This window comes from Tolypothrix bouteillei VB521301, from assembly GCF_000760695.4.
Classification (GTDB): Bacteria; Cyanobacteriota; Cyanobacteriia; order Cyanobacteriales; family Nostocaceae; genus Scytonema; species Scytonema bouteillei_A.
This window is the reverse complement of record NZ_JHEG04000001.1, coordinates 4355473-4369127: the sequence shown is the minus strand read 5'-3', so window position 1 is coordinate 4369127 and position 13655 is coordinate 4355473. Positions and strand designations below refer to the sequence as shown.

The window sequence follows — 13655 nt, the reverse complement described above, 5'->3', positions numbered from 1 at the left end:
AAGTTTGTGAAGGTGAGTGAAATGACCACCACTAAAAAGCTAACTCTTGAAGAATACCTTGCCTGGGACTATGGAACAGATATTCGGTATGAACTCGTAGATGGAGAGCTTTTGGAAATGCCTCCAGAAAGCGACAGAAATAATTTAATTTCTATTTATTTACTCTCTGTATTTCTTAAGTTCGTTCCTCTAGAGCTTATCCGCCATAAAGATACGGAAATTGTGGTAACGGGAAAGCATATACGCGTGCGAATTCCTGACTTGATGATACTAACGCAGGAGCTACTAGTAGCAATTGGGGGACGGCGGGCTACTATTACTCAAGAGATGCCACCTCCCGCACTGGTTGTTGAGGTGGTTTCTCCTGGTAAAGTCAATGAAGATAGAGACTACCGTTACAAGCGTTCTGAATACGCAGCACGAGGTATAGCACAATACTGGATTGTCGATCCAGGGAAGGAAAAAATCATAGTGTTGACTTTAGAGGATGGATTCTACGAAGAAGCAGTGTTTAAAGGTAGCGAACGCATTGTATCAGTGGCTTTTCCAAGCTTGGAACTTACAGCAATGCAAGTTTTTAAAGTTGGACAGGAGTAAACCCCTAGTACACAATGTCACACCGATTGTGCAACAATACAATTGCGTCCCCGTTTTTTAGCTTCATAAAGTGCTCGATCTGCAACTCTAATTAATATTTCCATTGATTCTTCATGGGTAGGAACCAAACTACTGGCTCCCAGACTTAATGTGACATACTGGCTGATATTTGATTCTACGTGAGGTATGTAGAGATCTTGTATTTGCTGCTGAATTAAGTCTGCTACTTTCATCGCTCCTTCAAGATTTGTATTGGGTAGAAGAACAGCAAATTCTTCACCCCCATAGCGAGCAACTAAATCGGCGGGGCGCTTGGCAGAATTGCTAATCGCTTGGGCAATCTTCTGCAAGCAAACGTCTCCTGCAATATGACCGTAGGTGTCGTTGTAGCGTTTGAAATAATCGACATCGCTGAGAATGAGCGATAATGGCAGTTGCTCCCGGCGCAGCCTGCTCCACTCCAGTTCTAACACTCGATCGAAGCGCCGACGATTGGCTACTTGAGTTAAACCATCTAAGTTGATCAAACGTTCCAATTCGTGATTGGCTTGTTGTAGTGCAACCTCAGATTTTTTACGTTTAATCAATGACCCAATTTGAGTTGCGATCGCAGTGACTAACTCCAGAACTCTTGATTGCGGAGCCATGGCATTATTGGAAAGAAAGACGAGAACTGCTAAAAATTCTTCGTTAAAAAGAATAGGAACGCCAAAAGCTGCTTTGAGACCGACTCGGCGAGCAAGATGGCAGTGGTAAAAGATATTATCCTCATCTTCAGAGACATCAAAAAGCCACTCAGGCTGTTTGGAAACCCAAATCCTTCCCGGAAGACCTACATTGGGGCAAAATGTTAATTTCTGGCTTTCGTCACGAAATTTTGATAATTCAGGAGCGCGAGCATACCAACCTTGACTGCACTCAAGGGCTGTTCCTTCAGAATTCACAATCCAAGCTTCACCCAAATCCCAACCAATTGTTTGACAGATTAAAGCCAGAACACTTTTCAATGCAGAATCAATGCTAGCAGCTGCACTAATTTCTTCTGTAGCCGTCAGAAGCAATTGCAACTGAGCATTTTGCTGGCATAGTTCCTGATTTTTCTGTTGCAGTTGTACTTGTAAACTCCGTAAAGCCAGTTGATTTGCCACCCGTGCTAGCACTTCTTCCACTTGAAATGGTTTTGTAATATAGTCTGCACCTCCAAGGTGAAAAGCTTTTGCTTTATCAAGCCCTTCACTCAAAGCACTTAAGAAAATAATGGGGATATCCTTAGTTTTTGGGTTAGTTTTCAACTCCAGGCAGACTTCATACCCTGATAAATCTGGCATCAGAATATCTAGCAAAATTAAATCGGGCGGGCTTGCTTGAACAACCTGTAGTGCTAAATTTCCATCGGGTACAGGTCGAACTTTATAGCCATGTTGTTGCAAGACGTTGACTAACAAGCGCAAGTTGGCAGCTGTATCATCAACTACCAAAATTGTTGCTTTAGCTTTTGGGTTGCTAGCAAAATTCATAAGGGTGTTTTAAAATGTTTTGCTTTTCCCAAAAACCAGTCATCATTTCTCCTTTCCCTTTAACAAGAATTTTTCCAAGCTGAATCTTGCCAGGTAATCTATCGAACTTAACAGGCAATGCAATGTTGAGTGTATCTCCCCATGAGTCATCAGTAAATTCGGTCATGACCATCTAACTAGCTACAACGTTTTCCGTATTTCTATTTACTCACAACTGAAATTTCTCTTTTGTTTCAGCATTGAATTAAGCTAAACAAGCTCGCATATCTAGTACACGAAGGCAGAAGTACGATGGCAGAGAAGCCACTGCGGTGGACGGGTTTCACAGGCTACAGCAAGTGGCGTGGCAGAAGGCGCAAAAGCTTTAACTGTAAGCTTTTTCTCTGTCACTAATGGTTGCTTTATTTACGCCGAACTGTACTAGTACCATTTGTGCGTTTTTTGAGCACTATTCCAGTATAGTGTTGGTTAACCTCCAACCACTAATGTAAGCATCCCCAATTGTTGTCATTGTCTCTAAATCATGTTTTTTGCCAACCAATTAAATTGACAAAAATTTATAATTTCTAGGATTTCTGCTAAATCTCTATCGTGGAAAAAGAGGTAAAGCCTATTAAATCGGTAAATACTCCTTTCAAGCTACCTACACAATCTCTTATTACCTGTTGGCGTAAGGTGGGCATGCCCTACCTGCAAAAATGGTTCAGAGAATTTTTTCCTGCTTGGAGGCATTCGGCAATAAGTTGACAAAATGTTAAGTAGCAGTTGCTGACTTTGAGCTTGCTGAAATTTAAAGGCTACTCGTGCTACTGTGTGCTCAGTAATATTACTTAGAATACATGAATACTAAAGAACTTACTCTTTTGCATAATTTTCTGTAATTATCCTGAGGATTTTCTTGTACTCAAAATTGTTAAGGTGACCTTGGAGGTGTTGGGCAAAGGAGGGATGCTCAACGTAGATTTGAGCAATAAGGTTATCTATCAACTCTAAATCAGCGCAGTTGATTGCTTGCTTCATCTCAGTCACCCATTGAACTGACAGTTTTGGTATTTCAACTAACTCCCTTGAATCTTGAGCGTCGGGTACTTTCTGTTCGTAAACGTAATGTACTCCCAAATAATTGTTGAGAGTATCAAAGATAGTTTTCTCAGATACGGGTTTGCGGATAAAAGCATTAAAGCCCATAGCAAGAGTGGCGGCTTCTGCTTCCTGTGATGTACTCGCAGTCAAAGCAATAATCGCACATGACAAGCCTTTGGCTTGAGCGCGAATGTACTGGGTTGCCTTATAACCATCTAAAATCGGCATTCGTAAATCCATCCAAATTAAATGAGGTTGCCAATCTTCCCAGATTTCAATTGCTTGTTGACCGTTATTTGCTTCTTTAAGTTCAAAACCAAGAGGTGCAAGGAGCTTTACCAAGAGTTGACGATTGTAGTCTGTGTCATCCACTATCAGGAGGCGACAGGGCGGATGATTCGGTTCTAAAGCAATCACACGAGGAGTCAACTTTTGAGATTCTGATTTATTAACTTCAAAGTCGATATCTACAGGTAGGTTAAATGTAAAGGTCGTGCCATGCCCAAGTCCACTCCGGACAGTCATCTCACCCCCCATAAGTTGCACAAATTGGCGGCTAATGGCTAAACCCAAACCCGTACCTTCGTGAGATTTCTGACCTGATGAGGTTTGTACAAATGGCTGAAAAAGATTATCCATTTCACAAGGAGCAATTCCAATGCCTGTATCTGTAATAGAAAATACCAGAGAGTCAGTAATAGATGTTTGATTGGGGTGGGTTATTTCTTCTAAGTTAGAAATAAGTTCTACGGTGAGTGTAACGCTTCCTTGAACTGTGAACTTGATTGCATTGGATAGCAGGTTAATCAAAACCTGACGCAGTTTGACTTCATCGGTACGGATATATTGAGGAATCTCAGCAATGCAATCAAAGATTAATTCCAAGCCCTTTTCTTTTGCTTTGAGGCGAAACAAATGTCTCACTTCATTAAGGAGGTTAACAATATCAAAAGTTTTGCAATTAAGGGTAACTCTTCCTGCTTCTATCTTAGAAAAATCAAGAATTTGGTTGATGAGAGCCAGTAAATGTTCTCCGCTATTATGAATAATATCTACATTTTCTTTTTGATCGACAGGAAGGTTTGCGCTGCGAAGCATCAATTGAGAAAAGCCAAGGATTGCATTTAAGGGAGTCCGCAATTCGTGGCTCATATTTGCGAGAAAGGCGCTTTTGGCTTTGCTGGCTTGTTCCGCTGCTTCTTTAGCAATAGCAAGGGCTTGTTCGGTGGCGAGGCGTTTGGAAATATCTTTCAGTACGCCGATAAAATTTGTCAAGTTCCCTGCAGCATCATAAACTGGAGAAATCTTGAGTTCATTCCAAAAGCTAGTGCCATCTTTACGAAAATTTCGCACAACAACCTGACACTCTCTCCCATCTTTCAAGGCTTGGCGAATTTCTAAAAGACCGGGTTGATCTGTTTCGTCACCCTGTAGAAAGCGACAATTTTTGCCAATAACTTCTGCTACGGAGTAACCCGTGAGGTTTTCAAACCCTGAATTGACATAAACTAGAGAATAATCGGGAGAAGCAGTAGTGATAACGATTCCATCAGAAGTAGCTGCGATCGCTCTTTCTACTATGAGCAAACGTTCTTCTGCTAAAGTCCGAATCTGTATTTCTTGCTGCAATCTCCGATTTTGTTCTTCTAATTGTTGTTTGAGTCTTCGATTTGTCAAATGAGTTTCAATTCGAGCAATAATTTCCTCTGGTTGAAACGGTTTGGTAATGTAATCAATTCCTCCCACTTCAAAAGCTTTGACTTTATCAAAAATTTCACAAGAAGCACTAATAAAAATAATTGGAATACTGCTAGTTGTTTCTGTTGCTTTTAACTTTTGGCAAACGGTATAGCCATCATAGTCTCTTAAATAAATATCTATTAATATAATATCTGGAGGATATAAATTTGCAGAACGAATGGCTAAATTTCCACTTTGTGTTGGTCGAACTTTATATCCAGATTCTGATAAAGTTTTGCTAAGCAATTGCAAGTCACTAAGATTATCGTCTACAACTAGAATATTAGCTTGCGGGATAGTAAATTGCGGTTGTTGAGTTTGTAAAATCTGGCGATATGAACGCAAAGCAACTATAGTGGTTGTAATAAGTTTTTGTTGGGTGAGTTCTAGTTTAGTTTTATAATCGTTAATATCGTAATCTAAGATGACTGACGTTTCTGGTGCTTGTCCGGGTTGAGCCGTTGTTAAAATAATACGTACTAATTGATTTTTTACGACTTCCCGGATATATTTCACAACCTTTAAACCAGCATCTTGGGTTTCCATCACAACATCCAATAAAATAAAGGCTGTATCGGGGTTATCTTGAATTAATTGTTGTGCTTCAACACCAGAGAAAGCTGAAATGAGTTTTAAAGGTTTGCCCTCAAATGTAAAATCTTCTAATGCAAGATGCGTTGCTTGGTGAACGTATATATCATCGTCCACAATCATAACTTTCCATGCATCTGTGACCTCTTTGTATGATATATCATCCTTTAAATAGACTAAACTACCGTCATTTTCACTTACATCAGTCATATTACTGAAAACTATTATTGATTGGTAAAATAATAATGAATTTTGTGCTAAATGAATGCGATACTAACCTATTTTGCCCGTTTTCGCAGCAAATAGTACCCTTAAGGAGTTAAGCTTGAGTTGCTTTTAGCTCGTGTAGAGTTTATGTTAAAGAACAATACTATTAGGGCGCAATGCTTTGCGTCCCTACTAACTACTAACGAAACCTTCTAAACATCAACTTTTGGAAACGGGTTTTCAATTTACCCATTCTGCTCAATATAGACTTTGCCCATTTTCCATCAAGCAAGTCATGGAGCAAAATATAAAAGCAGGGAATGATAAATAATGTCAGTACCGTTGCTAAAGACAACCCTGCAAACACAACAACACCCAATGGTTGTAAAAACTCAGATCCTTCTCCTATTCCCAGCGCTAGGGGAAACATACCCAAAACAGTTGTGATGGTAGTCATCAAAACCGGACGCAAACGTTGAGGTGATGCTTTCAAAATAGCAGTTTGACGGTCAACTCCTTCTCTTTCGCGGATTTGATTTGCCAATTCCACCATAATGATGGCGTTGTTGACTACAATACCCACAAGCAACACGGCTCCAACTATGACTGTAGCTCCGATGGCAGTCTTAGTAATGTAAAGACCGAAAATACCTCCTGCAAGTGCTAGCGGTATTGTAAACATAATCACTAGTGGATCGACTAGTGAATTGTATTGCACAGCCATGACCACAAATACAAGAAAAGCAGCCAATCCACCCAACAATTTGAGTGAGTCTTGTAATTGCTTGTTTGATTCTGTTGCAGAACTGGGTAATACAGTGACACCTTCAGGCAACTGTAAACTGTTTAATACATTGTTGACTTGTGTGAGTGCTTCACTAAGACTTGCACCCTCAGCCAAATTCCCTGCTAAAATCACAACTTGGCGCTGGTTAATTCGTTGAATTTCTCCTGGTGCTTCACCTTGGACGATATTGGCAACGTCACTCAAACGCACTTGGCGATTATTTTCAATAAATAATGGCAATCGCGATAATTGAGATGTCGATCGCACGGATTCTTCATTCAACTGCACCCGTACATCCACCAAACGGTTTCCCCGTTGCAACTGAGTTGGTACACTTCCTTCAATAGCAGTCTGAATCGTGTCTCCAATTTCTTGTGTTGTCAACCCTACAGCCGCTACTCGTTCCCAATCAGGACGAATCTGTATCTCTGGCTGACGGGGGTCTGCATCGGGACGGAATCTAGCTGCGGTCACTCGATCTTCCATAGCAGCCAATACCTGACGCCCTGCTCTTTGCAGAGTTTCAGCATCAGTTCCCTGCAAAATAACATCAACATCTGCCCCTCGCACCGGAGAGTTACTAAGAATTAATCCTCTTACTTGACCGGGACTCAGACGCAAACGGATTCCTGCTAAATTCAGCTTTTCAAACTCAGCTGTGACTCGCTCAACATATGCTTCGACATCCGTACCGGATTTCAAGGTAATGGTGCTAGAACCCCGCAAGGGATTTTCACTGGTATTCGTACCAAACAGAGCACCTCCTGATGTGGAGAAAACATAATCCGTTTCTGATTGCTTGAGAAGAATATTATCAACCGCAGCCATAACCTTACGGTTTGTTTCTAACGGCGTACCGGGGGGAAATTGAGCGTTTAAATTGGCTTGTCCGGTATTGATTCGAGGTAGAATTTCTTGAGGAATTTGAGGAGCCATCCACAAACTACTACCACCAAAAACTAGGATAGCAAGCCCAATAACCAACAACCGATGGCGCAAGACTTGAGTTAAGAAGCTACTGTATCCTCTGGTTGCAGCCTCAAACCGACGATTGAATTCTTTGAGAAACCAAAACTCGGTGAGACGACTCGACCACCGCCATGCTAGCATTCGGGACGCAAGCATCGGTACTACAGTGACCGCAATCAAAATAGAAGCAGCGACAGAAAAGCTAATGGTTAGAATCAACTCATTAAATAGTAATGAGATAAAGCCCCCAATGAGCAAAAAGGGCAAGACTGCTACTAAGTTGGTACTTGTGGACGCAATTAACGCCGATTCTACTTCCCGACTGCTTTGTTCCGAACGGTCAATCAGTTGTTGTTGACTCAAACGAGAGGTGGAATTTTTTCCAGGCGTCATACCAGCGCCTTCGGCAATATTCTCTAACATCACGATGGAGTTATCCACCACAATACCTACACCGAGCGCCAAACCACCCAAACTAAAAACGTTGAGGGATAAGCCAAATAATCCCATAAAAATAATGGCAGCGAGTGTTGCTAGGGGAATTGCTGCAACGATGATAAAAGTTTGACGTACAGATCCCAGGAAGAGTAATACTGCGATCGCAGCTAGCAACGATCCAATTAATCCAGAACTCGTGACGTTAGAAATAGAGTTGCGAATGAATCGAGACTCATCTAAAGTTGGTGTGATAACTGTTCCTTCTTGAATCAAACCGGATTGCCTGAGTTGTTCGAGTCGCTTTTTGACTCCATCCACAACCTCAATTGTGTTGGCGTCTGGCTGCTTCTGAACGCTTACTTTCACCGACTCTTGACCATTCAGTAATACGAAAATACGCTGTTGTTCCGAACCATCTACGACTTCAGCAAAATCTCGCAAGTACACCCGCTTGTTTGGGACAGAGGAAGAGGCGGAAGAGGAAGAAGCGGAAACCGAAGAAGTGGAAGAGGAAGAAGCGGAAGAGGAAGAAGCGGAAACCTCAAATAATATGTTTTTGATTTCGTCAGCTGTTTTAAACCGTCCAACAGTTCGGGTGAGCGGTTCTGTATCTCGCCCCAAGATGCGACCACCAGAAATGTCTTGGTTGCGGTTCCTTAGTTCGTCTAAAACATCAGTTAAACCTACACCCAAAGCCTGCAATCGGTCTAAATCAACATTGACGCTAATTTCTTCTTGAAGACCTCCTGAGACATCGACTCCAGCTACACCCGGTACAACACTGAGTTCGCGGGCTAATTCTTCATCAGCAAATACACGCAAATCAACACCACTTAAAGAAGGTGAAGTGAGTGCAAATTCATAAACTGGTAACTGAGAAGGATCGACTTTGAAGATACGAGGTTCTTCTATGGTGTCTGGTAAACCACTTCTGGATCTGTTAAAAGCTGCTGTTGCATCGTTGAGGGCTTGGTCAATATTTCCACCGGGCTGAAAGTACAAATCCACATTGACTTGTCCTTCTCGCGTTTGGGAATAGACTTGAATAACACCTTCAGTTGCAGAAAAAGCTTCTTCTAAAGGTCTGGTGATTTCATCAATTGCGACTTCTGGTGAAACTCCAGGTGCTTCCAATCTTACGCCAATTCGAGGATAGGTAATTGAAGGCAGCAAATCCACTGGCAGCTTGATGATAAAAAAGACACCTAAAACAATAACTGCTAGCGTCAGCATGAGTGTACCGATATGCTGACGGATCGATATGGCGCTAACACTAAATCCGCTACTTTGCTGTACCTGCTGCATAAGTCAATGCCGGGTGCTAATGTTCTTGAGAATAGGGAGTGGAGTAAAACTCAATGCCCATTTTATTCGTTCGGGGCTAATGACTATTGTTTCTCTGAAAGGATTGAAAGTCTGACAGCCGCGCCATCTTTTAACGGTCTACCACTGCGAGCCACAAATCTTTCTCCTGGTTGCAAGCCTGATAATATTTCTACTTTGCCATCAGCTTTTTCCCCTAGCGTTACTGCTCTAGCTGTTACTATTGGTTTTTTGCCTGCTTCTGTCACCACAAATATTGTTCCTTGGCTATTGGTAGGAGATGGAGAATTTTGTTCTCCCCTTCTTCCCTTCTCCCCCTCTCCCCCTCTCGCCCCCAAGGCTGTCTCGGGGACAAGCACTCTAGCTTGTGCTTGAGTTTCAAAATTAGCTCTTGCTAGTAAGCCACTGCCAATTCTACCGTCACCGTTTGGTATCACGACTTCTACAGGTATCAGACGAGCTGTCCTATCTGCGGCGGGAGAAATACGCGTGACTTGTCCAATATAGGTTCGATCTGGAAAAGCATCTAAGCGAACTTTTACAGATTGTCCTACCCGAATTTTTGCCAGTTCTAATTCAGAAACTTGAACTTCAATTTTGACGCGACTGAAGTCGCCTATTCTCAAAACTTCATTACCGGCTTGAAGAAAATTTCCCGGTTCTGTCACCTTTTCTAACACGGCTCCGTTAATGGGAGAGATAAGCCTTGCATAGGAACGGCGTTCTTTTGCTTCTGCAAGCACTGCTTGTTGTGCAACAACTCTACCTTGGGCTGCGCCTAATGCTTCTTGCTCTGTACGGACTTGCTCTTGTGCGGCGCGAAGGACTTGAGATGTTGTTCTGGCTTGAGTACTTGCTTGTTCGGCTGCTTGTTGTGAAATCGCTCCCTCTTTTAATAATTTCTGCTGTCTTTGGGAATCGACTTGTGCTTGTTGTAGTTGTGCTCTGGATCTTTCAACTTCAGCACGCGCATTGCTCACTTGTGCTTTTACTCTTGCGACTTCCGATCTCAAAGCTGCTAATTCTGCTTCTGCTTGATTTTGAGTGGTTCTTAACAGAGCATCATCTACTTGTCCGATCGCTTGTCCTTGATTGACGCGATCGCCTACATCTACGTTTAGTGCCAAAAGCTGTCCTTCTACTCGCGATCGCAGCGATACAGTCCGGAAGGGTACAGTCGTTCCCGTATACTCCGGTTCTTGACGCAGCAATCCCGTTCGAGCTGTTGCTACATCCACAGGGACTGCACCTCCACCTCTTTGATTGTTTCCCGGACTCCGTGACTGAGCCTCAGCTGATTCTTTTGGCAACGAACCACAACCTGCTGTCAGCAGTCCTACACTTAGTATTGAAGCAATCAAAACGTTTTTCCGATTCACTTGTTTTGGCATGGAGGTGATGTTTGGCTGTTGTAATTTTCTGACAACCGTACATATTTGCTGGTGTGTTCTTTTCCGTATTTTATTTCCTTCCAAAAGCATTGACATTGCTCCTACTTGGGTAGTTTACTGCTCCCATTAGTTTTATTTTCTAAAAGTTTATACTCTAAGTAAATATATGTTATGACACTCTAGCAGCTTCGACTACAGTCATTCTTTAAACGACCGCAATTTCACTGACTTGTTTTTATTTTTAGTTACATAAATTGCCTGAAGTTTCTTAATTAAATTATAACAATTGTTAAATTTTTATCAGATCTACCTAAAGTCAAGACTTCGCCTCATATCAGTCTGTTCCTCTCAATCTAAACCATCTCAGACTGTGGAATCTACACCAGAATGCAAAAGATCTAACTTAAGAGAGTTGTTAAAAAAGCGAGAATACTGATTTTTGCTATTGTAGCAAAGCTATCAGCTATTCTCCTAAATCTGTAGGTAATATTAAAAAAAATCAAGAAATCTGGTATTTGAGACACACATAGTGTATTCAATCCCAACACTTGATGATGAAACTTAATATTAGAGAGGAAGACTACTAGTGACAGCACTACTTAAACTTGCACAAAGCTCTGATGAATCTTTATTGATTGACTTTTTCCAAGAATCAGTTGGGATGTGGCGGTCCGAACGGCGTTACTACACACTACCGAATGGAGAAACCAAAGAAGTCGTAAGTATAATTACTATAAAGTTTTTAACCCCAGGATGCGAGGAATTGCAAAAACTAGCTCAAATGCACGATTTGCCAGAAACAGTTAGTTTGAGATGTGGTGCTGAAGTCACTTGGGAAAGTGCCAATTCCGCGACAGGAAGGAAAGAGTCTAATGGTTCAACGCTGTTTGGTGCATTGGGAAACATTTTGTATCGCGATCGCGGTTTTGCAACAACGAAGCCCATTACTGCTGAATATCACTTCCCAAACCCCAAAACTTTATGTCTGAGAACAGAGTACAACGGTTCAGTATTTGAGGAAGAGTTAAAGCTGATAGGTAGCAAATACCGCACGCGTCAGTCAATTATCTCTCGTGCAGGCGAACAAGTTATGATCGGTCAGTATTTGGAAAAGAGAATAGATTAGCGAAGAGGGCAGCTATGCTGAAATATACGTAGGGCGGTATTTTCCCGCCCTACAGTACTACCAGCTAAATACAGACAATTTACACCTCGCGACTATAGTTTTATTTTTTATTTTACCTACTGATTTTGTATCACCAAAGCTATCTATTTAGGTATTATTATTTAATTGTAAATTTTTGATTTTAAATTTAAATTTTTACTTTTGAATTTGGAAAAAAACCTAGAGAAAAGTCCACATTCCAGAAAATAAAGTGCAAAGTAGGGGAACGGTATCCTGTTTTTTAGGAGGACTTATTTAATGGGTAAATTCTTTCTTCCTCCTCTTCCCCCAGACGATCAGCCATCGCGAAGCATACACCTTGATGTGTTGCTTCACAGACAGCTAGAAGAAACCATTTGCCAGAAGTTTTACAAAGCTTGCGGTCCGATAATGCGATTTTTGTTGTCGAGTTGTCACTGGTATTTCACAATTAACGCTGGTACATTAACGCTGCTCATTATCTGCTATGACTTAGAAAGTTACTGGCATATCGCGAATGTTGTTCCCGATATTTTTAAAAAATTAAAACTATTTTCTAATAGTGCCAAAATCCGCTTGTGTCCCCCTACAGACAAGGGAGTTCCTTGGGAAGTTGGGATGGATGAAGTATAAGTGGCAGATTGAGATTGAGTAAAAATTGGGGCTTTAGGTGCTAATTATCTTCAATAGAAATTCTACGTCTGGTTGGGTTACACTTTATTTAACCCAACCTACCATAACGAAAAGTAAAAGAAAGTTTTCTTGTTCAAACGTATTTGTGCTTGGTAGGATCGTATCAACATCGGTCTCAATTACCAACTAATTTGGTAAAAATATGCCAAGAAAAGAACAAGGATGGATTACGTTTCAAACCTCCGAGGAGGAGAGAAAGATTTTAGAGGAATTTTGCCAACAGTCTCAGCGCACCAAAACAGAAATTTTGCGGGAATTAGTGCGGAGTCTCAACGAACAGTCTTCTGTATCAACATCACGACCAACTCAGCGTCGGGGAAAAGACGATGCTTGGGGTAGTGAAGTCAGCCCTAAGATAGATGTTGTAGGTCAGAAAAAACCTTTAAAAGTCAGCTCTCGAAATATTTTAAAAGGAGTTGTCAAACGAGTTATTACAGGAGCCGTAAATACTGAGGTTACACTAGAGATTGTTCATAAAGTTGAACTTACCTCAATTATCACCCGAGTATCAGCAGATGAGTTGGAACTGACAGAGGGTAAAGAGGCTTATGCCGTAATCAAGTCTAATGATATTGTGATTGCAAGCGAATAAGCTTGAGCTTATTATTTTTGTAACTTTTATACAAAATTAAGCCAGAAAGATTGCATGAAATTCTGCCCGTCTAATATATTAGGACGGGCTGAGAGCCCATCCTACTATGAATGTAGATAGGGTATTTTTTATTTGGAAGTCACTCAACTCCAGAACAGTCAAAATTGCGGATTTTGACTATGATTCAACCTTAACCCCTCTCCAAAAGGCAATATAACCTTCAATATTCTTTGCCTTATCCTTAGCACTAGGATAGTACCAAGCAGCATCCTTATTAAGTTGTCCGTCAACTTCAATGCTGTAGTAACTAGCAACACCCTTCCAAGGGCAAGTTGTATGGGTGTCGCTTTCCTTAAAGTATTCCTTATTGACTGCGCTCGGGGGGAAGTAATGGTTGCCTTCCACAACTACAGTGTCATTGCTTTCGGCTATAACAGCACCATTCCAGATTGCTTTGGGCATAAGTGGCGATCGCTCTTTACTTTACACCTTAATAATAGGGGAAAGTTGGTAGTCCTGTGTTTTTCAATCTGGTGAGCTTGAGTACTACATACTAGAGTTTAAGCAATTTAGGATTGCAGTA

The 13655-nt window shown here is 41.4% G+C and carries 10 protein-coding genes; 4 read left to right on the top strand and 6 right to left on the bottom strand.

What is annotated here, in order from left to right:
* Positions 1 to 21 precede the first annotated feature (21 nt).
* Positions 22 to 597, top strand: a complete 576-nt coding sequence (locus tag HC643_RS17415; protein WP_038083763.1) for a Uma2 family endonuclease — start codon at positions 22 to 24, stop codon at positions 595 to 597.
* A gap of 17 nt (positions 598 to 614) precedes the next feature.
* Here the strand turns inward: HC643_RS17415 and HC643_RS17410 are convergent, their stop codons facing one another.
* The 5 genes from HC643_RS17410 to HC643_RS17390 form a co-directional block, all read right to left on the bottom strand.
* The gene (locus tag HC643_RS17410; RefSeq protein WP_038083765.1) at positions 615 to 2114 is read right to left on the bottom strand and encodes a diguanylate cyclase domain-containing protein; all 1500 of its coding nucleotides are present in this window, start codon (positions 2112 to 2114) and stop codon (positions 615 to 617) included.
* Entirely contained in the window at positions 2101 to 2280 is a 180-nt protein-coding gene (locus HC643_RS17405; protein ID WP_137986315.1) for an adenylate/guanylate cyclase domain-containing protein, read from the bottom strand. Before HC643_RS17405 ends, HC643_RS17410 begins: the two co-directional genes overlap by 14 nt.
* Positions 2281 to 2969: 689 nt before the next feature.
* Entirely contained in the window at positions 2970 to 5738 is a 2769-nt protein-coding gene (locus HC643_RS17400) for a response regulator (protein ID WP_038083769.1), read from the bottom strand.
* Positions 5739 to 5934: 196 nt separating this feature from the next.
* On the bottom strand, positions 5935 to 9234 hold the full coding sequence (locus HC643_RS17395) for an efflux RND transporter permease subunit (RefSeq protein ID WP_038083771.1): 3300 nt from the start codon (positions 9232 to 9234) through the stop codon (positions 5935 to 5937).
* Positions 9235 to 9317: 83 nt separating this feature from the next.
* Positions 9318 to 10733, bottom strand: a complete 1416-nt coding sequence (locus tag HC643_RS17390; protein WP_082051721.1) for an efflux RND transporter periplasmic adaptor subunit — start codon at positions 10731 to 10733, stop codon at positions 9318 to 9320.
* A gap of 496 nt (positions 10734 to 11229) precedes the next feature.
* Here HC643_RS17390 and HC643_RS17385 point away from each other — a divergent pair, with 496 nt between their 5' ends.
* From HC643_RS17385 to HC643_RS17375, 3 genes are all read left to right on the top strand, one after another.
* The gene (locus tag HC643_RS17385) at positions 11230 to 11769 is read left to right on the top strand and encodes a phycobiliprotein lyase (RefSeq protein ID WP_038083774.1); all 540 of its coding nucleotides are present in this window, start codon (positions 11230 to 11232) and stop codon (positions 11767 to 11769) included.
* A gap of 297 nt (positions 11770 to 12066) precedes the next feature.
* Positions 12067 to 12420 (top strand): hypothetical protein, encoded by a 354-nt coding sequence (locus HC643_RS17380; protein WP_050045908.1) that lies wholly within the window; start codon positions 12067 to 12069, stop codon positions 12418 to 12420.
* A gap of 202 nt (positions 12421 to 12622) precedes the next feature.
* Entirely contained in the window at positions 12623 to 13072 is a 450-nt protein-coding gene (locus tag HC643_RS17375; protein WP_038083777.1) for a TOBE domain-containing protein, read from the top strand.
* A gap of 177 nt (positions 13073 to 13249) precedes the next feature.
* Here the strand turns inward: HC643_RS17375 and HC643_RS17370 are convergent, their stop codons facing one another.
* Positions 13250 to 13534 (bottom strand): DUF427 domain-containing protein, encoded by a 285-nt coding sequence (locus HC643_RS17370; RefSeq protein ID WP_038083782.1) that lies wholly within the window; start codon positions 13532 to 13534, stop codon positions 13250 to 13252.
* Positions 13535 to 13655: the final 121 nt, after the last annotated feature.